The organism is Dehalobacter sp. 12DCB1 (genome assembly GCF_004343605.1).
Classification (GTDB): Bacteria; Bacillota; Desulfitobacteriia; order Desulfitobacteriales; family Syntrophobotulaceae; genus Dehalobacter.
On sequence record NZ_POSF01000014.1, the window covers coordinates 361,549 to 383,819 of the forward strand.

The window sequence follows — 22,271 nt, forward strand, 5'->3', positions numbered from 1 at the left end:
TTGATATTATTATGATCTATTTAAGGGTAATTCTACTCTGCTGTTCCGAATTTTTCTGAGTTGCTGTTTTTCACTCACATTGCCGGCTATCTCCTGCGTATTACAAAATACCTGTATATGTAAAGAAATGTATAAAATATGCTATGGAACACACAATAATGATGAATTAGCAAAAGACCGGCTTTTTTTCATTCAGTAGCCAATTATACTATGTCGGGAGGGGAAAATATTGAAAAAGGGCAGCTATTATGACTGGGCCCGCCAGAAAGGAATATCCCGGCGGGACTTTTTAAGGTTCTGTGCCATGACTGCAGCAATGCTGGGACTCGATGCAACCGCTGTCCCCAGAATTGTGGAAGCTTTGGAAAACAAGTCACGCCCACCTGTCATTTATCTAAATCTGCAGGAATGCACCTGCTGCGGCGAGTCTTTCATCCGGTCCGCCCATCCTTTGTTTTCGGACCTGATCTTCAATATGATTTCCCTTGATTATATGGAGACGCTGCAGGCCGCAGCCGGAACACAGGCAGAGTCTGTCCGTCTGAAAACAATGCAGGAACATTACGGGGAATATATTCTGGTAGTCGAAGGCAGTGCCACACTGGCAGAGGGCGGCATTTACTGTACCATCGGCGGAATGACTGCCAACGAGCTTCTGAAGGAATGTGCCGATGGAGCAGCTGCCGTGATAGCGTATGGCTCCTGTGCGACTAACGCCTGTGTCCAGGGGGCACACCCCAATCCAACACAGGCTGTACCGATTCGGAGAATTGTCAAGAACAAGCCAGTCATTGACGTTCCCGGATGTCCGCCCATTGCTGAAGTCATCACCGGTACAATCGTTCATTACCTGACATTTGGGAAAATCCCGGAATTAACGAGCCTGGGCCGTCCTAAAGCCTTTTACTCCAAACGTGTCCATGACGGCTGCACCCGCCGGGCCTTCTTTGATGCCGGCCAGTTTGTTGAGCGCTTCGATGACGAAGGTGCCAGAAAAGGCTGGTGCCTGTATAAAGTTGGCTGCAAAGGCCCAGTCGCCTATAATGCCTGCGCCGTAACGGAATGGAATGACGGAGTCAGCTTTCCTGTTAAATCGGGACACCCTTGTATGGCCTGTTCCGAGAATAATTGGTATGATTCCAGCACGCCTTTTTATGCTCACCTGGCTGAGATCCCCAATCAGGCCATCGGCGGCAACCCTGACCATATCGGTCTTGCCGCTTTAGGTGTGGCCGGTCTGGGTGTTGTTGCCCATGGGGGAATTACGGCCGCTGCCAAAGGGCGTGGGAAAAAGAACCACCCGAACAGAAGTACGGATACTGAACAAAGAAGACAAGTAACTAAGAAGACTAAGACGAATGATAAAGAAGACTAATGCAGAAAGGTTTTGAATCTCAATGACAACAAGAATTGTTGTGGATCCTGTCACCCGGATCGAAGGTCATTTACGCATTGAAGCCATTGTTGACGGGACAAAGATCAGTGATGCTGTCAGCTCAGGAACAACATTTAGAGGAATTGAGAAGATTGTCGAAAACAGAGATCCACGTGATGTCTGGGCATTTGTCCAACGAATTTGCGGTGTTTGCACGCACATTCATGCGATTGCTTCCGTGCGGGCAGTGGAAGATGCCTTGGATTATTCGATCCCGAAAAATGCCAACTACATACGCAATATCATGACGCTGACCCAATTTACCCAGGATCATGTGATTCATTTTTATCATTTGCATGGTTTTGACTGGATTGATGTCTTAAGCGCATTAAAGGCTGATCCTAAAGCAACAAGCAGTCTGGCCATGTCCATCTCCTCGTGGCCTAATTCTTCCGAGGGTTACTTCAGGGATATGCAAAACAAAGTTAAGAATATTGTCCAAAGCGGTCAGCTTGGTATTTTTGCCAATGCTTACTGGGGTCATCCAGCTTATCGCTTGCCTCCGGAAGCCAATCTAATGGGAGTCGCACATTACCTGGAAGCATTAAGCTGGCAAAAGGAAATTGCCAAAGTCCATACTGTGTTCGGAGGGAAAAATCCGCACCCAAACTATCTGGTTGGCGGGCATGCTTCGACCATCAATCTTGATGACGTTCATGTTCTGAATATGGAACGCCTGAATCTTGTAAAAACGAAGATTGATGAAGCCCAAACGTTTGTCAACCAGGTCCTTATTCCAGATATTTTGGCCATTGCTGGCTTTTACAAAAAAGACCTTTGGGGAGGCGGAATCGGCAACTTCCTGGCCTACGGCGGCGTACCGCTCGTCGATATCCATGAACCGGATAGCTACCTTTTCCCGCGCGGAATCGTCCTCAACAGGGACTTGAGCAAAGTCTATGATCTTGATCTAAAGGATCCAAGCCATATTCAAGAATTTGTATCTCACTCGTGGTATCAATACGAGGATAAGGATGCCGGGCTTCACCCGTGGCAGGGGCAGACGGATCCAGCGTATGACGGGCCCAAACCACCTTATCACAATTTGGATGAATCAAAAAAATACAGCTGGATCAAAACACCGCGCTGGCAGGGCCATGCGATGGAAGTCGGCCCGCTGGCCCGCTCCGTGGTTGCTTATGCCAAGGGCAATAAGGAAATCAAGGAAATGGTCGATAGCTCCCTGCGGAAACTGGACCTTCCGCTCACTGCTTTGTTTTCAACGCTCGGACGAACGCTGGCCAGAGCACTGGAAGCAAAATTTTGCGCCGATCAACTCGCCGGTTTTTATGCGGATCTAATCGCTAATATTAAAGCCGGTGACACACAAACCTTCAATCCTGAAAAATGGGAACCCAGCCGCTGGCCAACAGAAGCCCAGGGTGTCGGCTGGGCTGAGGCCCCGCGGGGAGCTCTGGCTCACTGGATTAAGATCCGCGGCGGCAAGGTGGAAAGCTATCAGGCGGTTGTGCCGACAACCTGGAATGCCTCACCGCGGGATGCTACAGGACAAAAAGGTCCATATGAGGCATCTCTGCTCGACACACCAGTCGCCGCTACCGACCAGCCCCTGGAACTGCTCCGGACCATTCACTCATTTGACCCCTGTATCGCCTGCGCAGCACACCTGATAACACCACAAGGAAAACTATTATGCTAGGGAAAATCTAGGGGCCACAATATCTGCGTGCCATGGTGACGCTAGAATACATTCTAAGTGATACGGAGGGATTACGATTGGCCTTATCCAAAGAAAAGAAGGGTTCCGCCCCGATGTCGCAACGCAGACCGGTATACGTCTGGCAATTTCCTGTCCGGATATTTCACTGGATCAATGCAGCCGCCGTCACCGTACTCTTTCTTACAGGTCTGTATATTGGAAATCCTGTCTTTATTACCCCCGGAGAAGCTTTCCAGCAGTTTTTAATGGGATCCGTTCGCTACTGGCATGGAATAGCCGCTTTTATCTTTACGGCCAATCTGTTATTTCGCCTCTATTGGTTCTGGGCAGGTAATGAGTATGCCAAGATACGTTTCTGGCAGAAGCCTTTTTGGCAGGACCTCAAGTCGACAATCCGCTACTATTTGTTTATGAGAGGAGAACATCAGGGACATCTCGGGCATAATGCCCTAGCCCAGCTGTCTTATCTTCTTTTCATCTGGATCGGAAGCTTTTTCATGATTATAACGGGTTTTGCTATGCGGATAGGCACCAATCCGGACGGTATATCCGGAAATTTGTTTTCCTGGGTCATTCCGGCTTTTCACAACGAAAATCTGGTTAGAATGAGTCATCATCTTGTCGCCTGGGGTTATGTGGTCTTTTTGTTGATTCACCTCTACCTTGTATTCAGACAGGATCTTCTGGATGATGATGGTACTACCTCATCCATGATCAATGGGTATAAATATGAATTGCCCTCTACTGTCGGCACTGAAGAAGTCCATACCTCTGAATATGTTGTACTCCAGAAGGGGGATTAACTTGAATTTCGAGCCCAAACAGGTCTTTTATGAGCCTGAGGCCTTGAATTATCCACTTGGAAAGAAGCTTGTTGATTATTTTCGGCAAACCAAGATTCCGGTCAAAGCGACAAGCTCTCATAACAGAATAACCGGTCTGAGCGGAGATACTGCTGCCGAAACCTATTTTGAAGCCAAAAAAACATTGGTGATCGGTGTCAAACGCGGAAAAACGTTTCAAACCTGCAAACCCTCGGCTCATTATCAGCTGCCGCTGACCACAAGCTGTCCCGGGATGTGCGAATATTGTTATTTAGCCACGACGCTGGGTACAAGACCGTACATCCGCATCTATGTCAATATGAATGAACTGCTTGAGAAAGCCCAAACTTTAATCCAGGAACGTTTACCCGAGATCACTTATTTCGAAGGAGCCGCAGTTTCCGACCCAATCCCGGTAGAACAATATACAGGCAGTCTGAGAAAAAGCATTGAATTTTTCGGAAGACAGCCTCAGGGCAGGTTTCGCTTTGTCACAAAATTCACTGACGTCGATTGCCTTTTGAATTTGGAACATCACGGCCATACCAGGTTTCGTTTCAGCCTGAATTGCGAGGAAATCATCAGAAATTATGAGCATGGGACACCATCCGCTGAAAATAGAATAAGGGCAGCCGGAAAAGTACTTCGTGCCGGCTACCCTTTAGGTTTTATTATTGCCCCGATTATCAGATTCGAGAATTGGATGGATCAATACGAAAAGCTCTTTGCTGACCTGGCAGAGCAGTTAAAAGCCGCTTCTCCGGCAAACTTTTCTCCTGCAGCGCTTACGTTTGAATTTATTACACATCGTTTTTCTTCCCGGGCCAAGTCCAATATTTTAAATATCTATCCGCAGACAAGCCTACCGATGGATGAAGCTTCGCGCAAATTTAAATTCGGGCAGTTCGGCTACGGCAAATATGTCTACCCACCCGTTGAAATGGAAGAAATAAAGACTTTCTTTCTGGCTTTTATGAACCGTTATTTCCCCGGAGCAAAAGCCAAATACTTTATTTAGCTTTTTGGCTATAGTACCGTCCATGGCACGTCATTACTCCTTGCTAGTATGCTGGTATTCGGCATACCATCTTTTAATGACTTTCTTGCTCTGCTCGCTTGGGTAATAATTTTTGTTTTCATCATCTTTGCCCACAGCGAAAACAGAAAACCCAAGATGCCAGGTCTCTTTTTCAAATACTTGCTGATAAGCCAGAAAGCAATCTGCCTGCTCTTGGTTATTGATAATGTCCGACGGCAAGGGGTTCCAGGGATGAACCGCGGCACCGCTTCTTTTTGGAAAACCCAGTTCACCAAAGAATACGGGTTTATTCCATTTGACAGACAATTGCTTTAATTCGTCGTAGATATTCTGGTTTCTGTCAAAAATCTGAGTCTTATAAATTGAACTTACAAGGTTCTCCACGGTATTGGTTTCTTGGTCGGTCAATTCAAAATAAGCTGCTACAGAGATAAAATCCACTTTTCCAAGAACCGGATTATTTAATTTGGCAATGTAGGTATCATACGCCAAGTCCTGCCCGGTATTCCATTCAGCTGTATACCACCAGTTTGTCCGGTAAGTCACTTTGCCCTGGTATTCCGCCCTGACAAAATCCGCAACATCGGTCCAATAACCGCATTGATCCTCGAATTGATCAAAGTTGGAACCGATACACACGGCGTAGACTTTATTCGGCTTAGCCACATCACGGATAAGTTCGGCGAGGACGACCTGTTTCCAGTTCCAGAACCATTGATTGATATGATCCGGCTTGAGATCCGTCTCATATTTCTCACCGTTTTGAATATACGGATAAGGTTCCAGAATGACGTTAATTCCTTTATATTTTAAGCGTTTAATCAGCCGGACCGCTTTCTTTTCGCTTTCCGCATTGATACTCATCGTACTGGCCGTCAACGACGGAATATCAATTTGAACAGGGACATTCAGGGTATTCAGCCCGAGACTGTCTATATCGCTTAGAGCCTGTTCAATTGTATAATCTACAGAAAGGTTTGCGGATTTTATCTTTTCCCCCCATGGGGTAATAATCCTGTTCTTTTCGTATTGGTGGCCAATATAGACAAAATCCACCAGGACCAGTTTAATGATTAGCAACACCACAATAATGACACCTAACACAATCAGCGGGGTTTTGTTTCTTTTGAGCGTATTCAGCAAATTCTTCAATATTCTGATCCTTCCTGAGAATAGTACCAAGATAAATAGATTGATGATTAGAACCGTAAAGGGTGAAAAGCTTATACTTTCTAAATACTAAGAAAGACTGTCCGCGGAAGAATCTTTGAGCAGAAAATTGTAATTCTGTCTGAGGTATTCCGTCACCTTTTGGGCAATGACCTTATGCCCGTCTTCATTCGGATGGATCCCATCAATACAAAGCAATTGCGTAAAATCCGGTGTCTTCAGAAAAGCACCTCTTACATCGATCCATTTCGTCTTTGTTTCCTCTGCAATGTTCACAATCATGGAGTTGTAGCGTTCCTGCCACCAGTATATCTTTGTAACGCTTCCCAGCCAAATTAATATATTTTTCCCTATCTCATTACTGTTTTTGCTAATCCACTTGAAATACCGATCAGCGTCAAGCGGAGGGAGCGTCATCAACACCGGGATAATATTATTGTTTTTAAGCGAAATAATGGTATCTGTGAGCATTTTTCCGAAAACGTTAAAATCCGTTTTGGGTTCATGCTCTGCCATTGGATCACTCGCAATCTGCATCCAGTTAAAGTCACAGTCATTGCCTCCAAATTCGATCAGTACAATATCCGGACGCGTTTTGGATACATCCCGATGAAGGCGTTCAATGCCTTTTTTTATGGTGTTGCCAAATTTGGCTGCATTATAAACGATGCCCTTCAGGCTATTCTGAACCAGAGAAACATAGTTTCTGTCCAATAACGAATATTTTCCCTGATCCTCGTTATAGATCACGCCTTTGGAAATGGAATCTCCTACAATCAGAAATGTATAATTTTCTTTCAGTTCAGGCTGATTGTTATCCATCAATTCACACCTTTCACAACGACTTGCTTAAAACTTCATGGGTATTACTTCAAGATTTCATAAGTATTTCAAAATTGCTTTCCAATGTGTCAGCTTTTCCTCAAATTTCATCGTATTGGCCGGACTGGTCGAGGGCAATAGCAGATAGGCAATGGAAGCAGACTCCAGACGGATTTTCCTCTTATATATATTAAAGCCCTTTGCTCCGTTAAATGCAAGTAATTCCAGATTTGGGTACTGAATAAATAAATTTTGAAAATCATTGACCTGTTCATTGACGATATTGCTATCGAGGCTGCCTTCTCTGGAGCAGTTACGAATGACATCCCAGAGGGCAATTTTTCTGTCTAAAAGAAATTGTTTCCTGCTATCATAATCATCCATGGCATCCGCGGCATTAGACCATCCACGGGCATCGTCAAAAAGCGCATACATAATCCGCCAAAAGTGATTGTAAGGATGTGCATAATATTTCTGCTCCCTCAACGATTGCACTCCCGGCATCGAGCCGAGGATCAATACCCGGGACTCCTGATTGATGATCGGTTCAAATGAATAGATAATTTCCATTTCCATATCAGTCCATACTCCATTGTCTTGGATAAAAAAGTGATGGCGGCAGCTTGGTACGCTTGTCTCCCTTCGCTGTATTCAGCTGGGCCTGAGTCAGGAAAAAACTTTGGCTTAAATCAGTACCGCTAAGATCGGCATCACGCAAATCCGCCCCGATCAAATCAGCTCCGCCCAGATCGCTCCCGCTGAGGTCTGCGGCAATCAGACAGGCTCCTCTAAGGTTAGCCCCTCTGAGGTCTGTTTCCCGGAGATCTGCAGCAATCAGACTATTCCTGCGCTTAAACGTCTTCCGAATCCCAGCCTGAATATTCCGTTCCTGACAAACAAAAGCACGGACCAGTTCACTTGTTTGAAGCAGCAGGGTATTTACTTCGGTACGATATAAGGGTACATCCATTTTCAGAAGCTCGCCTGGGCTGAGCAGTGTCAGCCGTTCCGTCTCTTCCCGCAGGGTACGAAGCGCCTCATGAATTGAATGAGCCGGCCGTAATGTCTCTGCTTCTGTCAAATACCAGAGCATCTCCTGAAGCTGGCGAATGACAAGGAAAACTTCAAACATTTGCTCCCGGAATTCCGGTGATCGCCGCCAGTCTCTGCCGCCGTAACTGAGCTTGGATACTTTTGGCCCTGCGCCAAAACAGTCAAATGCTATGCAGCCTTTCAGACCCAGTCCCTGAAGATCTTGATAGATACTGCAGCGAAAATTTTCCTGCAGGTTCCGACAGGGTTGACCAGCCTCTTTATCGTTTGGGAAGCCTTCCGAAGCTGAAAAATACAGCGCGGTGCAGCACAACCCGAAGCAGTTCTCGCAGTCAGTTCCCAGACTGCGCCTCTGCTCAGCAAAAATGTCTATTGGTTCACGAATTCCAGACAATATTTGATCCTCCAAAACAAAGAACATTTGATTTATCCCCAGAAATGATGCTTGAATAGTCTGTTTAATCCTTTTTAGCCTTTCTAAGAACCAGTTGAATATTCAGACTATCGGCTTCCGCTTTTAGCAAGCGGACAGCTTCTTCAGCACTGCCCTTACAGTTGATCCGATCCATATGATGGATCTTATCCATCATATTATTCAGGACGGCAAGCGGCAGCAGGTTCACCGCCAGACAATAAAATCCCTTTGATTTGCCGTCATTGTAATCCGCGATTAGTTCCCCTAAAATTTTGTGTTTTTCCGTCAGTTCTTCAAGATAATTTTGAAGATCCATTTTAGCCTTGGCTTGATCCTGCAATACATTTTGATAGGATATAAAAGAATCGGCCTCGCTTGGAGCCTGATACCTCTCACATGGATAGACACTGCATTCAAAACAGTATTCAACATTTTGATGCTTTTTATTACAGGTAATTACGGCACAGGAAGGATGCTTCAAAAAAAAGTCCGGGCCCCCGCAGCCGGGGCACTTTGAAGAACCTTCCGTATGAAAACGCGGACAAAGACAGCAATTTAATCCGCATAATGAAAAGTCGGCGCATTTCCGCCTGTATTCTTTACTTACCATTGATTTGACCATCACATGCATCTCCCGGCAATAATCATTTGATAAAGATCAGATTTCAACCCCTGCAGAACAGTTCTCTGCAACTCTGTACTTCACGATCTTGCTTATTAACGCATACGGCATAGGCTTATTTAACGGGAATTGTACCGACCCTTTGGCTCCCTTATAACCGGCCAGTTCCTGTTTAAAGGCTTCAATCCCGCTTGGTGTCGGATAAAATCCAATGTGGTTCTTGAATGCTGCGAAATGAACGAGATTACCGTTCAGTACAAACGTAGGCATCCGATAGCTAATCTTTTCCACTGCGTCCGGTGCTGCTTCTCTTATCACATTTCTAATTGCTCTTAATATTTCCTGTATCTCATCAGGAAACTGCAAAATATACCCATCAACTGATTCATGAACCACTTTATCCGTTCCCATTTTTAGTTTCTCCTTTAACTATTTTCAGAATGTTATCCGCACGTATATAAATATCATTAATGAGTTATATGAATTTAAGCAGATTCCTCTGCTAAATTAAGAGACATTGATCATTTGGCACCAAAATAAAGAATAATTTTCCAAATAACCCCTGTAGAACCTGAAAGCAATGTGCTACAATGGTTCTATGACCGAAATATTAATCAAATAGGGATACAGGAGCAACGACAATGGCAAACCTGGTGAAAGCCAGGGACGCAAAGCTATGGGTCTTCCAGAATAATTCTGATGACTGCCAGGCTACCGAATCCGCTCAGGTTTGTTTTGAATGTCGCCATGCAGTCTGCTGGTGATTTTTTTGTTGCTTCAGCCAGCACTGATTTATTGGAAAGGAAGATTACAATTGCGTCAGGTAAGTGTAAACCGGCTTCAAAAGGGAGACGTGTTGGGAAGAACCATTTTCTCGCATAACGGCCGTTCATTGCTTGGTAAAGGAGTCACGCTGACCCAGCCATATATCGACCGGTTAAAAGAACTGGGCATTAGTATTGTCTATGTGGACGATGACGAAACCAAGGATATCGTTATTGAGGATGTTATTTCCGAGGAAAACAGGCGGGAGGCAATGAACTCCATTGAGCATTCAGCGGAAGCAGTACGAATCGGTAAAGACCTCAATGGTTTTCAAGTAAAAAAGACGGTAAACAACATCATCGGAGACATCCTGTTTCAAGAGAAGATATTTCTGAGCCTGACAGATATGCGGAGCTATGATAATCAAGTTTATGCGCATTCAGTCAGCGTCTGCGTCCTCGCAACCATTTTGGGCAAAGCTTTGGGACTGGATAAAGATACCCTGGAGGCGCTGGCAGTAGGGGCTTTGCTCCACGATATCGGGACTGTCAAGCTGCCAAAAGAGCTTGTCGCCAAACGTGAGGCCTTTACTCCGAAGGAAAATGACCTATATCAAACGCATACCATTCACGGATATGAAATACTTCGGAACAAACCCGAATTAAACTTATTGAGTGCGCATATTGCTTTGCAGCATCACGAATGGCTGAACGGAAGCGGCTATCCCCGGAAGCTGTCCGGCCGGCACCTCCATATCCTGGCCCAAATCGTCGGGCTGGCCGACTTTTATGATAATCTGGTCAATGATGGCCCGGGCCACTCCCGGATCGTACCGCATGAAGCCTGTGAAATTGTAATGGGATGTGCAAACAGACTATTCTCCCAGCAATTGGTTGTAACGTTCTTAAAGCATGTTGCGGCCTATCCGACCGGCTATACAGTTAAACTTAATACAGGTGAAGTTGGGATTGTAGTTGACCAGAATAAAAGTTTGCCGATGCGCCCGATTATCAGGGTATTAATCGCTGACAAAGGGCTGGCCCATGTCCAGGCTAAGGAATATAACCTTGTCGAAGATCTTACAACCTTTATTGTATCCATTGTCGAGTGAAGCTGATCCATTTTTTGAAAAAAATGCCGGCTCAAATGTTTTTTGGGCCGGCTAACCTATTATTTTGGAAGTTTTCCAAACACCTTCAGTATGGACCGGTGGAACGAATGAGGAAACGATGGTTCTGCAAACATTAGGACGCATTGGTCATGGATGACGTTTATCTGATTTTCCGTACAAAAGTCTATAGCCTCTTTGGATTCAGCCCCCTGCTGAATCCAGATATGTTTGACTCCGGCTTCTACCGCGTCCCTAACGACCTTATTGGTTTGGTCCGGAGGGATAACGATCACTACGCCGTCGGCTTTCTGCGGCAAAGACTGAAGGTTTTCATAGCAGATCTCGCCGTCAATACTGTCCGTATTGGGATTTACGGCAAAAACATTATACCCTCTCTTTTTTAACGATTTATACAGCCTATGCGAGAACTTCTTTTCGGATCTGGATACCCCGACCACAGCTAAAGTACGCTGGTCTAGAAAATCAGTGACTGAGCTCATTGTCGTCAAAAAAATGACCCCCCTTAATTAAATTATTGTTTATTTCTTGGCAATTTGGCTAATTCCTTCTTCCAATATTTATTTTCTGTGAAAACTATTTCAGTTCCTATCGTATTAATAAACAGGCTCTTATTTCCTTGCTTATATTCATGATGAACAGGCATTATTACTACATGTAAAAGCTTGCAATAATCTGGGCGGCCGGCAAAAACAGCACTTGCCCCAATAATGTGCCAATTAGTTTTGTAGCAATAAGCATAATGACCAATGCTTTCACATCAGCATAAGGCCTTATTCCTCTCAATGCCTGGTCTGTAATAATTGCTGATTTTGGGTCGATAAAAAAAGTAAGTAGAATACTTGCCATGCCATTAATGATTCCTGATGAAGCTGCTGCTGCTAGTGCTGCTTGCTCCGGGACCAGAAGAGCTGAGTAATTAGCGGCAAGGACCCCAATGGTATATATGCCTGTAACCAAAACATTGATAACAAGTAACCTTTTGGGTATCTCTCTATACCTTAGTCTTTCCAACATTGTCTTCGAAGGCCGTACAGCACTTTTTACAATTCGCTTAATATTATTTGCCTGCAGGGCCTCGACAACCAAGGAAGGTACAGAACCGGCTAATTCTAAACGTTTAACAGCAATTTCAAATATCTTTAAGAATGTAGGTATGAGCAAGATTCCAAATAAGGTCCCTGCTGTCGCTGCAAAAATAACCGACCGCAAATCACTGGCCGGGTTCAGTCCTTGCGCTATACTTAAACCAACAATGCTTGCAATTAACGGTCCTTGAAACATGTTGGCTGTCCGGGAAACAAGAACAAACATGTTAAAAAGAGAAAAGGATAAAGCAACCTGTCCGCTTTTTACAGAATTTAAGCGTACAGAGTAGGCCAGGGTATCGACAAGATGAATGACAACTGTGAGAATCATTAATTCTATTAGCATCTTTTCCATTTATTGCAATCCATACGTTTTCAAAAGAATTAATACCGTATTATTATGCTGTATTTGAAAATCGTCCACAACAAAAAGACCATTGCTTTCTAATGCTTTTGTTAATCTCTCCATGCGATTACTCCTTCTATAAATATGTATTTGCATTAAGTCTATCTCTCAAAATCAATTATAGAAACTCAAATAAGCAGCTGCCGTTTATGAAAAGCTTGATATGCATTTCACACCCATTTTTTCCATATCCTTTAGAAGACGATTGGGTTCAGCCAAATGTCCCATCATCCAAAGTCCAGGCTTACGGGCAGAACCATCCAAGTATTGCAATAAAGTTGCAACAACAGGGATAGCTGTTAATTCGTAACCATCGGGATGAGAAACGCTGACGTGGGGTTGAATCATCTGCCCATCTTTAGATCCAGATGCCCTAACCAGAAGTTCAACCCGATAAGGCGGTTTGTGAAAAGTACCCATGCTCCACCATAAAAACTTACCAATGGATCTGACAGCGTTTGGCATGATCTTTAGCCACATCCAGACAACTGGCATAACCACCCAGTCTGTCACCCAGTGTGACTCCGATATATAAAAGCCAAGATCCTTGAGCGAGGGGTATAACTCCGGCAGCGGCTGCAATTCCTCAAAGAACATAGAATAGCACAGTTTCAATCCAATGTCGCTCCCAAAATCTATTTTACGTATTTCATAGGAGCTTTTTTTCGTCCATTGTCCGTTCTTATAGACCTGAGCCTGATATTCTTTGAAACACTCAACCAATTCGTCAACTGCTTCGGTATAAGGAAGATCTTTCCCCATATTGAGATAGCCGGCTGTTATGGCGCTTTCAATTGAGTCCATATGGGTAGCCACGTAACGAACCAGTGCGGAAGGAAGCCCAGGATGGAACCCGGCCTCCGTGATAAAAGTTCTTCCAGCGCTTTTGATTTCTGTAGCAAGGGACTGCAAATAAGCAAATTTCTTAGAGCCAAGCTGCACATCGAGATAATCAATCCCAGCCTGAAGCGCAGCCTGGGCCACGATTTCGGTATAGGCGGTCGTGGGTGCTGCGACCACAACGATAGACTGGTCTTTAAACGCTGTTCGTAAGGATTCCGCTTCTGATGCGTTTGCATAAACAGCCGATGCACGTAAACCGGGGTACTGTTGATTCAGCTCATCAACAAATACCTGTGCCTTGTCGGGATATCGTGTCCCAATTGTAACGGTAGCTTCGGAATACTGCAATAGATGACGCGATATCAATCTGCCAGTTTGACCTGTCCCACCTAGGATAAGGATTTTAGACATCATTTTCTCTTCCTTTCTTTTAGCCTGTACTTCTCCTCCATTATTTTCTTCTTGTACAATTGCGTTTGGGATTATTCACAAGAACCATGTGGCAGCACAAGTAGTATTTTCCTAGTCCAAAAATACTTATATAAAGCTTAGCATGTATTTTTCTATAACCAGCTTATTTAGAGTAATTGCAAAGTGCTTTGCATAATTTAGGCTGGAACCAAGATATTGTTTCTGAATCAAAAAAAATGTTTTGAGAAATAATAAATATTACAAATTAATGTTAGGGGGAAATATGATGGCAAATAAATCTATCTATAAACGATGGTGGTTTTGGCTATTAAGTATCATAGTAATTATCATACTTGTCCAAGCATGTAGTGGCGGTAAGTCTACCCCTGCTCCGACTCCCGCTCCAAATTCGTCTACCCCTCAAACTTCCACTCCCCAGGAATATAAGCTAAATGATGAGGTTAAGGCAGGAAATATTGGGTATGCTGCAAGCGAGGTAAAAAGGAGTACTAAAATCGGGCAAAATCAATATTTGCAAAAAACAACCGAAAATGAATATTTACTAATAAAAGTAAAGGTATCAAATAACGATAAAGAGACTCGTACTATTGATACTAGTTTATTTAAGTTAAAAGATGCTGAAGGCAAAGAATATTCTGCAATGGCTGAAGCAGACATGTATGTAAACACCGATAATAGTTTCTTTCTAGCCCAGGTAAACCCGGGAACAAGCAAAAGTGGATATATTGTATTTGAAATTCCTAAGAACCTAAAAGGTTTAAAATTACAAGTTTCAAGTGGTTTAGGATGGTCTGGTGGACAGTACCAGATAATAAACCTTGGTCAATAGGCTTTGAAAAAGTATAGGTTTTGGCCGAATCATAATAAATTGAGATTCGGCCTTCTTTCTTTATGTTTTTTCACTTAAGTACACAGAGATATTCCGGTCACTACAAGTTATTAACTTTAATACTGAATATTATGTAATTTATAGCAGCTAGCTTTTCAAAGTATGATAACTTGCTAAAATAAAACAGGTCCAATCTTTATGAGAATTTTTTAACCATCATACTGTGGTAAGCCTTGCCACGGCCGCAAATTCGGCCAGCATCTGATATGTTAGCCCACCGTACCTTTGGTCTTTACCCTTATTGCGATTAAGCTCTTAATATCATCGAGTACAGACTTATCTCTTACCTCTATCATTAGCCAACGTCCACCACAGGAAAAAGACGTTTTCCTGTATAAGTTTTGAACATATGGTGTGAATGTCCCTAGTGCCATTTCTACCTCTTCTTCCTCCTTTGCCCCTACAACAACTAACGCAATAAAATATCCTTCCATTGGATATAGGGTACATAATGATTTACTATTCTTTTGATATTTTACATTCCAACCCGGCTGAGCAGAACATTTACTATACGACATTTTGGGTTGAACTTGATATCTGAAATCAATATATGCAAGTAGTTCAGACCAAAATGGTCCCCCTTGACCAATAAATTCTTTTATGTCTTCATAAGTCGGCTGCTGATTGGCGTTAAATAACTCACTCCAGTTCATAAACTCAATCTCCTTTATCAGGTTGTGTTCCGAAAATCCAGTTCGATGCCTAAAATATCGTCTTTCACAAGATAGTTTCTGCGACACGATATTGCGGCCTTCGCGCGCGATTTTATTTAACGTTTTGCGAATTGCCGAAGTCTGTTACTACTTGCATATTCTCCCAGATTTCGGGAATTAACAATAATCAACTCCTCTTAATAGGCATACTTGTCTATTTGCCTAGTATGCTTTACATTTTCTTTTCTCTGTGCTACTATCTAGTCAGGAGGTGATAGTTTGAATGATAATATTCAGCTTAAAAATCGATTAAAAGTCGCCCGAGCAGAAAAGAATCTTTCGCAGGAACATCTTGCAATTCTTGCAGGCGTAACAAGACAAACAATTAGTTCTATTGAGACAGGTCAATACTGTCCGACAGCAAAATTAGCATTAATCCTATCAAAAGTTCTTAATAAACAATTTGAAGACTTATTCTATTTTGAGGAGGTTATAGAAAATGGCCAGTAATAGGGTTGAGAAAGATGAAAGAACAACATTTATCGAAAATATTAGTTATAAATTCGGATATGTTTTTATTACGTTTGCTTTGCTTCTTGATGTTGTATATAGATCGTTAAAACTAAATGAAGCGCCCTGGGATCTGCTTGCATTAATTATTATAAGTGGTCTGGTTATGTCCTTATATCAATACAAACAAAAGATTTTAGGTAAGACTTGGATAAAAACATTCATTTATGTATTTACAATTTCCTTTATTATCGCATTTATAATGGCATTCATTAGAAAATTATTCTGAGACTATTCCACGCATGGAGGCGCTGTCTCCCGCATGGTCTTTCGCCTAACGTTTATGTGTTTGCGACGCGTCCCATACAGCTTTCATATTGGCAAAGTGTCGCTAAACACAGTGTTAGGCGATGGCTTTGTCCCAAAAGAAAACCTCAGGAACCTTTCTTCCCAAATTCGAGACAGTTCAATTTTCTTCTTAACGTAAAGCTGATACATAATATCATCCCAAGTGGCTTGATCAGGTAAGTTAGTGATTATTTTGATTGCAGCCCTCTTTTGCTTGACTCATATTTTTCACCTCTCAAAGCATCTCTAATAATAGTATATCACCAAAAATTGACTTTCTACATATTATCTCGTCCATACCATTTCATTTTTGCTTCAAACTCTTTCCAGGTGAAGCTTCTTCTTTAACTCTTCGGTTTAGCCATTTGTACAGGATTTTTTGAGTTAATGTTGTAGAACTCGTTGATTCCTCTGCTGTTTCGTATTACACCATAGTAATTGTAACCTTTGTTTAGCTGTTTGCTTAAGCGGACAGCTTTTTAAAAAATTTAATTATGGTGTAACGAAACACTGCGTTATCGGATATATGTTTTGAAGGAAGTGAATTGCATGTTCGACATAGATGACATTTATAAGGAATATGCAGAGACAGTCTTTAAATTTTTGATCATTCTTTGTAACGATGAGGATACTGCGGAAGAGCTCACGCAGGAGACCTTTTACCGTGCAATAAAATCAGCTAATCGATATGACGGTACATGCAAAGTCTCGACATGGCTTTGCCAAATTGCAAAACATCTGTGGTATCAAGAAATTGATAAAAGAAGCCGCAAAGAAACATCTATGCTTAATGACAATATTGTTTCCAACAAATTGAATCCGGAGGAAGAATTATGTCTGATAGAAGATAAAATGCAACTTATCAAAGCAGTACATATTCTCGATGAAACTGCAAAGGAGATAGTTCTCTTACGCATCACGGGTGCATTTTCTTTTAGAGAAATTGGGGAAGTATTCAACAAAAATGAAAACTGGGCAAGAGTCACTTTTTATCGTGCAAAACAAAAAATTATGAAAGGAAGATCGTAAATGAAATGTGAAATTATAAAAGACCTGTTACCAAGCTATATTGATGGTTTGACCAGCTCTGAAAGCAATCTGGAAATCGAAGAGCATTTTAATAATTGTCCTCAGTGTAAGGAAATTTTTGAGCAAATGAAAGCAGAGGTTAGGGTAGAAAATACCGAATACAACAAAGAAAAAATCAAACCATTCAAAAAGCTGAATCGAAAAGTTTTAAAAGCAGTTCTCATCACCCTGGCAGTCTGTGCCTTGGCGGTAGTATCTTATTTCTATTTCTTTGCATTTGGCTGGAGAGTAAATTCCAATGATATGAACATCTCATATGCTTATAAAGATGACAAAATTCAATTTGAATTTGAACTGACAGATGGCAGGGTTCTTAATGCTTGGACTCATCTGGACGCGGACAACATTCATGTTAATACGATTCAGTTTACGGAATGTTTCAGCAGTATCTTAGATGACAGAGGCGAATATCCGAACAAGTTTTTCTATGGCATACACTGTACCACTTATAACGGCAATAAAGTACAATTTACTCAGGATGATTGCGTTATCTTACGATTTAAGGACAAAACGGAAACTTTCTATTTGAGGGAAATAGCGAAAGAATTAAATATAATGTAATCGTCATTTATAGGAAGAATCTGTAGTTTAGACCAAGCATATATTATTGGATGGTCAGCAGTTCGTAGAATGTATCGGCGATCGTTTTGCAGCAAGCGGCGCATTTTTCTTCATACTCCGTGGTAAAGGTTGTTCTGCCGATATTATCTGACAAGCATCGGGGTTTTTTGGGGGATAATATTGTCAACGATGCTACACACATTATAAATATTAGCATCAACCCCTCTTATATCGTTTTAATACTCTTATAGCCCTAAGCGTAATCCATTTACTTTGTTCACCTTTTTGCTCCAATGGGATAAGCAAGCGGTCAGTGTTGGATGTGTTTTCTATTCTCCATCTGCCCATGTCATCCTGTCTTGTAAGGATGATATTTAAGGCATCATTCATGCGGTCGTCTGCTATACCAAGCTCCGTTAGAATATCTAATATTTCCAGCACATCGGTCTGGTACATCAAAGGAAAACTGAATTTTAACCATCCAGGCTTGGAAGTTTTACTTAAATTATGGCTACGTTTATAAATATGGTGAATTAAGAGAAATTCGACAGATTTGTTTATGGTATCATTTATTTTGCTTGTCCTTTTTTCCTGTGGTATGGCACTTAATCCTCTAAGCGCCTTGACTATGCCCATAAAACAGGTGTGCTTGCCCCAACATATTTCAAGTCGGTCGTATGGCGGACTTTGTGGATTATCTTCAACACCGTCATTAAAACGCATAAAGCGGGTAATCCAATAAATCGCCTTCTGTAATCTCGGATCGTCAAGGTAGCCAAAGTGTATCAGGCTCCATACCATATTCCCTGTAAGGCATGGGAGAACTTCACTTATCCTGCCGCCGCCCTTCTTCGCCGCCATATTCATAGCAAAACCGCCGTCCTCGGCTTCCTGCGAATTATTGAGTATGTATTCGCATTGTTCTATAATCTGTGAATTGGCCTCAGCGCCCATCTCCGCAAGCACAATTAGTTGCCATGCAAGACCTTTATATTTATCAAGATAAAATTTGGAATATGTTTTAAGATACTCAGCCTCCTGCTGTTTCCCTAGAATATATGGTACTATACTGGATTGCATGATATTATGCTTCACTTGCTGTACTTCTGGATCGTGTTCCGGCTTGTCTAGAATATCCTTTAATGTAAAATACCGCACAGAAGGGTTTTCATCTTCCAGCAACCAATTAATTGGGTCTGCTTTAAGTTTGGATTTCCAATCGCGCACCTTTATACCCCCTTGGGATTATGTAATAGATTGCTAGCCGTTCTTTTTCAATAAAGGCAGTTAATTTAAGAGCCAATCATGCTTTCCTATTACTCCTCTTAGAATCTATTATGTGATATAACGTTAATATTGGGTGCCTAAACAGCATCCTTGGCCCAGAATACCTCATAACTTTCTTTATTTCTACTCTCATTTCTAGCTTATAACAATGTATTTTACATCTTGCACAGACTGGTTTGTTCTCACCAAACATGCATTGTTCTATTTTCTTGCTTGAATATTTATATAATCTCTCACAGTCTTCACACCTTCTATTTTGTGGGGTATGGGTTTTCTTGCAATAAATATTAATCATTTTCTCAACCGTTACCCGTTCTCTTCTTCGCCTTTTGCTATCTGTACTCATTTTTCTGTCCTTATAATTAATTTTATTTTAAAAACAAGACCCGTAAGATTACTTGCAAGGCCACCTTTCGCTTAACGTCCAGGCGTTCCCGAAGCTTCTTGTCGCATTTATATATTCTAACGGCGTGTTAAATGAAGTTGGTCACCCCCAGATCCAGGGTCGACAGGACGTCGACCCTTCCCAGAAAATTCTCATATTACATTTTATGATTGTGCCAATTCCAATAACTTCTTTGTTGTATTTGCGTTTCGAATTGTAATATATTGATATGCCTTTGTTCCAACTATCTTTGACCACCGGGTTCTAGAAAATGTTTTTAATGGAGCTGACCAAAATATAATCTCTTTATAGGCATAAAGTTGTTCATACTCTGGCTTTATTTTTCCTGCATCTTCAATAATTTCTTCCGCTGTGGCAGGTTGGATTACAAATATGGCATTATGTTTTGACTTTGGATCATCTCCCCACCAATCAGGAACATGCTCTAATGCCTCTTTTAATGTATGAACATCAATTAATGCTAAGCCTATAGGAAAGTCAAATTTCTTCTCCAGAATATCATGGCAATTATTTGATAGATCTATGATACTTTGTTGTTCACTGTCAAAGATGACATTACCGCTATTTATATAAGTCCGCGTATTTATAAAACCTGCATTCTCGAAACAGTTTTTCAAATCATGCATAGAAACTTTGTTTTTTCCGCCAACATTTATTCCTCGGAGTAGTGCAATATATCTCATAAAAAACTCCTCTTTAATCTTTTGCAACAATATTAAACTTTATATCAATCCACGCCAGGACGGCGCGGCCTTTGCGACCAATTTCATTTAATGTCCCGCGAAGTTACGCAGCGTCTTAATTCATTCATAAACTCTAAGTTGCGGAACTTCGCTGTTATCTGAAGTTGGCGACTTGTAACTCAGAGGATGCCATGGAGGGCATCCCCTTCAACACAACAAAGCCCTGCGATAATTATTCACTAGAAACATTAACTTCAATATTCCAATTCAAAAATATATTAATATCGTCTATTGCATCAATAATTCGCCATTGAAACTCTTTCTCATCTCTCAATGCTTTTAAAACTATTGGTTTAACAACATCTTTTTCAAGTTGCCTCTTCGTCCGAGCGATATACGCTAAACCTAATATTGCATTTGCTCGGACACTTGGTTCTGGATAAACAGCTAACCTTACACAAATATCCTGAGCATACTTCCAATCTGAATGATATTCTCCAATAGATAAAGGAAGTATAATCAGTTTGTCAAGATTATCTGATTCCAATATACACTTAATTTGCTCTTCTGTAAGAATTGGTAGCGGCTCATATTTTCTATCCATTTTCTCTCCCCAATATGGATCCTATTCAAACCGCGCAGGACGCGCGGCCTTTTCGCCAATTTCAGATAACGTCTTGCGTGTTCGCGACGAGTCCTAACCGCATTCATATTGACAAAGTGTCGAAAAAACGCTGTTATCTGCATTGCCACGCTTCTTGTTCAGAGGCCACCACGGACGGTGGCCCCTTGGAGCCAATTCTCTTCAGCTTGTTATTTTTAACTATCACTGATTCTAAAACATTCTCTTCGCAACTCATAAAACAACTTAACTAATGGGTGTTTATAATTACTTATATCAATATTTAAAAATCGTCTTTTACCTAGTCTTTTATCAATTAAAGCAAATGCTGTGTAAATCGGATTATTCGATTCCAAGCAATCTTCAAACGGTGTATTGATATAATTCTCTAAAACATCTCTAATATGAGTTGTTTCATGAATACCTAACTCCATAATCTCTTTTACTTCTCTTAATTCAATTTGTGGCAAATAGAAATCTTTATGATAAGCTCCTTGAAAACCTAATTTATTGATTAATTCTTGAGGTATATGAGCCATATACCAGTGATAATATCCTCCACCCAAAACTTTTTGACCATCTAAAGTAATCCACGCTTCACCATAATCATCATGGGCATCATGATAACGTGTGCAATGAACATCAATTCTATCTCTTAGCCCTGGAGTAATAAAATCTTTTATTTTCTTCCTTAATTTAGACCAAATCATCTCAGACCCCATATATGTTACTATTTTATTTCCGCGCAGGACGCGCGGCGTTCGTGGCATTGCAGATAACGTTTCGCGAAGTTCCGAAGTCTGGTTATTGCATTCATATTCTCTCAGATTTTGGAACTTCGCTGTTATGTGATGTCGGTTAAGACAACCCAGACAGTTCCTCAATTATCTGATCAATTCTATTCTTATCTTCTTTGTTAAAATAGAATTTACTTTTCCCTTTTATTCTAAAGAATAAATATTTCTTCTTTACACGGAAGATTAGTTTATTATCGTCATAGCTAAATGATAAAACTTCATTCCAATTATAGTAATTGTTCCAATCTACTATCCCCTTTTCCGCTAAACCTGTCTTTGATAAATATACAGAAAACGAATCAAACGTCATAATAGCAAATAGGATTATCATTGCTAGTCCGGTAAATGAAGGTCGTATATTAAAATACATATGTAGCCACAGAACTAATACGATACCTGAAGAAATTGTTAAAAATAGTGGTTCCATAGTAATGTTAGGCTTTAAAAAACAGATTATATTTCCAACCTTATTTCTTTTATAAACTCTTTTAAGAGCCTTGTTACAATACACGGCCATATTTAATAAAATTAAACAGCCTAGAATAATATTAAACTTATTTATTCTATCAAAACTATCTAGATCGCTATAATTCATTATGTATACTATTACAGCCAATATCACCAGGAAAAGCATCCCTAAGAAAGTTCCAAATTCGATTAATCTCTTATTCAAAAATTAAACTCCTTACATTCTGAAATATT

The 22,271-nt window shown here is 41.4% G+C and carries 27 protein-coding genes and 1 riboswitch; of the genes, 10 read left to right on the plus strand and 17 right to left on the minus strand.

The annotated features are described in order from the left end of the window. Positions 1–229 precede the first annotated feature (229 nt). The 4 genes from C1I38_RS08635 (at position 230) to splB (ending at position 4,958) form a co-directional block, all read left to right on the plus strand. Positions 230–1,375: a hydrogenase small subunit gene (locus C1I38_RS08635; protein ID WP_119774558.1), complete on the plus strand. Its 1,146-nt coding sequence runs from the start codon at positions 230–232 to the stop codon at positions 1,373–1,375. A gap of 22 nt (positions 1,376–1,397) precedes the next feature. After that, positions 1,398–3,095 (plus strand): nickel-dependent hydrogenase large subunit, encoded by a 1,698-nt coding sequence (locus C1I38_RS08640; protein WP_119774559.1) that lies wholly within the window; start codon positions 1,398–1,400, stop codon positions 3,093–3,095. A 77-nt stretch (positions 3,096–3,172) separates the two neighbouring features. Next, positions 3,173–3,919 carry a Ni/Fe-hydrogenase, b-type cytochrome subunit gene (gene cybH, locus C1I38_RS08645; RefSeq protein ID WP_119774560.1) on the plus strand — a complete coding sequence of 249 codons (747 nt, stop codon included), beginning with the start codon at positions 3,173–3,175 and terminating at the stop codon, positions 3,917–3,919. Continuing rightward, complete coding sequence (splB, locus tag C1I38_RS08650; RefSeq protein WP_199698213.1) at positions 3,894–4,958, plus strand: spore photoproduct lyase; 1,065 nt, start codon at positions 3,894–3,896, stop codon at positions 4,956–4,958. Before cybH ends, splB begins: the two co-directional genes overlap by 26 nt. 33 nt (positions 4,959–4,991) lie before the next feature. Here splB and C1I38_RS08655 read toward each other — a convergent pair whose 3' ends face one another. From C1I38_RS08655 to C1I38_RS08680, 6 genes are all read right to left on the minus strand, one after another. Then, positions 4,992–6,131 carry a hydrolase gene (locus C1I38_RS08655; RefSeq protein ID WP_119774562.1) on the minus strand — a complete coding sequence of 380 codons (1,140 nt, stop codon included), beginning with the start codon at positions 6,129–6,131 and terminating at the stop codon, positions 4,992–4,994. An 87-nt stretch (positions 6,132–6,218) separates the two neighbouring features. Next, positions 6,219–6,971 (minus strand): SGNH/GDSL hydrolase family protein, encoded by a 753-nt coding sequence (locus C1I38_RS08660; protein WP_119774563.1) that lies wholly within the window; start codon positions 6,969–6,971, stop codon positions 6,219–6,221. A 57-nt stretch (positions 6,972–7,028) separates the two neighbouring features. Continuing rightward, entirely contained in the window at positions 7,029–7,547 is a 519-nt protein-coding gene (locus C1I38_RS08665) for a DNA-deoxyinosine glycosylase (protein WP_119774564.1), read from the minus strand. Between the two features lies 1 nt (position 7,548). Next, the gene (locus C1I38_RS08670; RefSeq protein ID WP_199698214.1) at positions 7,549–8,445 is read right to left on the minus strand and encodes a pentapeptide repeat-containing protein; all 897 of its coding nucleotides are present in this window, start codon (positions 8,443–8,445) and stop codon (positions 7,549–7,551) included. Between the two features lie 37 nt (positions 8,446–8,482). Beyond that, positions 8,483–9,061: a DUF3795 domain-containing protein gene (locus tag C1I38_RS08675; protein WP_119774565.1), complete on the minus strand. Its 579-nt coding sequence runs from the start codon at positions 9,059–9,061 to the stop codon at positions 8,483–8,485. A gap of 36 nt (positions 9,062–9,097) precedes the next feature. Further along, the gene (locus C1I38_RS08680; protein WP_119774566.1) at positions 9,098–9,472 is read right to left on the minus strand and encodes a DUF1801 domain-containing protein; all 375 of its coding nucleotides are present in this window, start codon (positions 9,470–9,472) and stop codon (positions 9,098–9,100) included. Between the two features lie 222 nt (positions 9,473–9,694). Beyond that, positions 9,695–9,780, plus strand: a riboswitch (cyclic di-GMP riboswitch). A gap of 95 nt (positions 9,781–9,875) precedes the next feature. On the opposite strand from C1I38_RS08680, the gene C1I38_RS08685 reads away from it, so the two are divergent. Further along, positions 9,876–10,937: an HD-GYP domain-containing protein gene (locus C1I38_RS08685; RefSeq protein WP_119774599.1), complete on the plus strand. Its 1,062-nt coding sequence runs from the start codon at positions 9,876–9,878 to the stop codon at positions 10,935–10,937. 59 nt (positions 10,938–10,996) lie between these two features. Here the strand turns inward: C1I38_RS08685 and C1I38_RS08690 are convergent, their stop codons facing one another. From C1I38_RS08690 to C1I38_RS08700, 3 genes are all read right to left on the minus strand, one after another. Next, positions 10,997–11,437: a CoA-binding protein gene (locus C1I38_RS08690; protein WP_119774600.1), complete on the minus strand. Its 441-nt coding sequence runs from the start codon at positions 11,435–11,437 to the stop codon at positions 10,997–10,999. A gap of 169 nt (positions 11,438–11,606) precedes the next feature. Further along, positions 11,607–12,398 carry a lipid II flippase Amj family protein gene (locus C1I38_RS08695; RefSeq protein WP_119774567.1) on the minus strand — a complete coding sequence of 264 codons (792 nt, stop codon included), beginning with the start codon at positions 12,396–12,398 and terminating at the stop codon, positions 11,607–11,609. A 198-nt stretch (positions 12,399–12,596) separates the two neighbouring features. Then, entirely contained in the window at positions 12,597–13,706 is a 1,110-nt protein-coding gene (locus C1I38_RS08700; protein ID WP_119774568.1) for a saccharopine dehydrogenase NADP-binding domain-containing protein, read from the minus strand. Between the two features lie 283 nt (positions 13,707–13,989). Here C1I38_RS08700 and C1I38_RS08705 point away from each other — a divergent pair, with 283 nt between their 5' ends. Beyond that, entirely contained in the window at positions 13,990–14,553 is a 564-nt protein-coding gene (locus C1I38_RS08705; protein ID WP_119774569.1) for a DUF4352 domain-containing protein, read from the plus strand. A 269-nt stretch (positions 14,554–14,822) separates the two neighbouring features. Here the strand turns inward: C1I38_RS08705 and C1I38_RS08710 are convergent, their stop codons facing one another. Then, positions 14,823–15,266 carry a DUF3788 domain-containing protein gene (locus tag C1I38_RS08710; RefSeq protein ID WP_119774570.1) on the minus strand — a complete coding sequence of 148 codons (444 nt, stop codon included), beginning with the start codon at positions 15,264–15,266 and terminating at the stop codon, positions 14,823–14,825. A gap of 279 nt (positions 15,267–15,545) precedes the next feature. Between C1I38_RS08710 and C1I38_RS08715 the strand changes: the two genes are divergently transcribed. From C1I38_RS08715 to C1I38_RS08730, 4 genes are all read left to right on the plus strand, one after another. Next, positions 15,546–15,776 (plus strand): helix-turn-helix transcriptional regulator, encoded by a 231-nt coding sequence (locus C1I38_RS08715; RefSeq protein ID WP_119774571.1) that lies wholly within the window; start codon positions 15,546–15,548, stop codon positions 15,774–15,776. Then, entirely contained in the window at positions 15,766–16,065 is a 300-nt protein-coding gene (locus C1I38_RS08720) for a hypothetical protein (RefSeq protein ID WP_119774572.1), read from the plus strand. The genes C1I38_RS08715 and C1I38_RS08720 overlap by 11 nt, the downstream gene beginning before the upstream one ends. A 608-nt stretch (positions 16,066–16,673) precedes the next feature. Continuing rightward, complete coding sequence (locus tag C1I38_RS08725) at positions 16,674–17,153, plus strand: sigma-70 family RNA polymerase sigma factor (RefSeq protein WP_119774573.1); 480 nt, start codon at positions 16,674–16,676, stop codon at positions 17,151–17,153. Next, complete coding sequence (locus C1I38_RS08730; RefSeq protein ID WP_119774574.1) at positions 17,154–17,774, plus strand: zf-HC2 domain-containing protein; 621 nt, start codon at positions 17,154–17,156, stop codon at positions 17,772–17,774. A gap of 43 nt (positions 17,775–17,817) precedes the next feature. Here C1I38_RS08730 and C1I38_RS14025 read toward each other — a convergent pair whose 3' ends face one another. The 7 genes from C1I38_RS14025 to C1I38_RS08760 all read right to left on the minus strand — a co-directional run bounded on the left by C1I38_RS14025 (position 17,818) and on the right by C1I38_RS08760 (position 22,242). Further along, positions 17,818–17,991 (minus strand): hypothetical protein, encoded by a 174-nt coding sequence (locus C1I38_RS14025; protein ID WP_165904920.1) that lies wholly within the window; start codon positions 17,989–17,991, stop codon positions 17,818–17,820. Further along, positions 17,991–19,001, minus strand: coding sequence for a nitrogen fixation protein NifH (locus tag C1I38_RS08735; RefSeq protein ID WP_119774575.1), 1,011 nt, complete (start codon positions 18,999–19,001; stop codon positions 17,991–17,993). The genes C1I38_RS14025 and C1I38_RS08735 overlap by 1 nt, the downstream gene beginning before the upstream one ends. Before the next feature lie 76 nt (positions 19,002–19,077). Continuing rightward, the gene (locus C1I38_RS08740; RefSeq protein WP_119774576.1) at positions 19,078–19,407 is read right to left on the minus strand and encodes a nitrous oxide-stimulated promoter family protein; all 330 of its coding nucleotides are present in this window, start codon (positions 19,405–19,407) and stop codon (positions 19,078–19,080) included. 203 nt (positions 19,408–19,610) lie between these two features. Next, positions 19,611–20,150, minus strand: coding sequence for a DUF1697 domain-containing protein (locus C1I38_RS08745; protein ID WP_119774577.1), 540 nt, complete (start codon positions 20,148–20,150; stop codon positions 19,611–19,613). Between the two features lie 232 nt (positions 20,151–20,382). Next, the gene (locus C1I38_RS08750) at positions 20,383–20,754 is read right to left on the minus strand and encodes a hypothetical protein (RefSeq protein WP_119774578.1); all 372 of its coding nucleotides are present in this window, start codon (positions 20,752–20,754) and stop codon (positions 20,383–20,385) included. A gap of 215 nt (positions 20,755–20,969) precedes the next feature. Continuing rightward, positions 20,970–21,482 carry a hypothetical protein gene (locus tag C1I38_RS08755; RefSeq protein ID WP_119774579.1) on the minus strand — a complete coding sequence of 171 codons (513 nt, stop codon included), beginning with the start codon at positions 21,480–21,482 and terminating at the stop codon, positions 20,970–20,972. A 148-nt stretch (positions 21,483–21,630) separates the two neighbouring features. Next, positions 21,631–22,242, minus strand: a complete 612-nt coding sequence (locus C1I38_RS08760) for a hypothetical protein (RefSeq protein WP_119774580.1) — start codon at positions 22,240–22,242, stop codon at positions 21,631–21,633. Between the last annotated feature and the right edge of the window lie 29 nt (positions 22,243–22,271).

Coding starts and splice junctions, on each gene's coding strand:
- C1I38_RS08660 (WP_119774563.1), bottom strand. CDS start 6,971: ATGGATAACAATCAGCCTGAACTGAAAGAAAATTATACATTTCTGATT.
- splB (WP_199698213.1), top strand. CDS start 3,894: ATGTTGTACTCCAGAAGGGGGATTAACTTGAATTTCGAGCCCAAACAG.
- C1I38_RS08680 (WP_119774566.1), bottom strand. CDS start 9,472: ATGGGAACGGATAAAGTGGTTCATGAATCAGTTGATGGGTATATTTTG.
- C1I38_RS08755 (WP_119774579.1), bottom strand. CDS start 21,482: ATGATTTGGTCTAAATTAAGGAAGAAAATAAAAGATTTTATTACTCCA.
- C1I38_RS08700 (WP_119774568.1), bottom strand. CDS start 13,706: ATGATGTCTAAAATCCTTATCCTAGGTGGGACAGGTCAAACTGGCAGA.
- C1I38_RS08725 (WP_119774573.1), top strand. CDS start 16,674: ATGTTCGACATAGATGACATTTATAAGGAATATGCAGAGACAGTCTTT.
- C1I38_RS08665 (WP_119774564.1), bottom strand. CDS start 7,547: ATGGAAATGGAAATTATCTATTCATTTGAACCGATCATCAATCAGGAG.
- C1I38_RS08730 (WP_119774574.1), top strand. CDS start 17,154: ATGAAATGTGAAATTATAAAAGACCTGTTACCAAGCTATATTGATGGT.
- C1I38_RS08745 (WP_119774577.1), bottom strand. CDS start 20,150: ATGAGATATATTGCACTACTCCGAGGAATAAATGTTGGCGGAAAAAAC.
- C1I38_RS08695 (WP_119774567.1), bottom strand. CDS start 12,398: ATGGAAAAGATGCTAATAGAATTAATGATTCTCACAGTTGTCATTCAT.
- C1I38_RS08740 (WP_119774576.1), bottom strand. CDS start 19,407: ATGAGTACAGATAGCAAAAGGCGAAGAAGAGAACGGGTAACGGTTGAG.
- C1I38_RS08670 (WP_199698214.1), bottom strand. CDS start 8,445: ATGTTCTTTGTTTTGGAGGATCAAATATTGTCTGGAATTCGTGAACCA.
- C1I38_RS08720 (WP_119774572.1), top strand. CDS start 15,766: ATGGCCAGTAATAGGGTTGAGAAAGATGAAAGAACAACATTTATCGAA.
- C1I38_RS08690 (WP_119774600.1), bottom strand. CDS start 11,437: ATGAGCTCAGTCACTGATTTTCTAGACCAGCGTACTTTAGCTGTGGTC.
- C1I38_RS08705 (WP_119774569.1), top strand. CDS start 13,990: ATGGCAAATAAATCTATCTATAAACGATGGTGGTTTTGGCTATTAAGT.
- C1I38_RS08710 (WP_119774570.1), bottom strand. CDS start 15,266: ATGAACTGGAGTGAGTTATTTAACGCCAATCAGCAGCCGACTTATGAA.
- C1I38_RS08675 (WP_119774565.1), bottom strand. CDS start 9,061: ATGGTCAAATCAATGGTAAGTAAAGAATACAGGCGGAAATGCGCCGAC.
- C1I38_RS14025 (WP_165904920.1), bottom strand. CDS start 17,991: ATGCTAATATTTATAATGTGTGTAGCATCGTTGACAATATTATCCCCC.
- C1I38_RS08750 (WP_119774578.1), bottom strand. CDS start 20,754: ATGGATAGAAAATATGAGCCGCTACCAATTCTTACAGAAGAGCAAATT.
- C1I38_RS08640 (WP_119774559.1), top strand. CDS start 1,398: ATGACAACAAGAATTGTTGTGGATCCTGTCACCCGGATCGAAGGTCAT.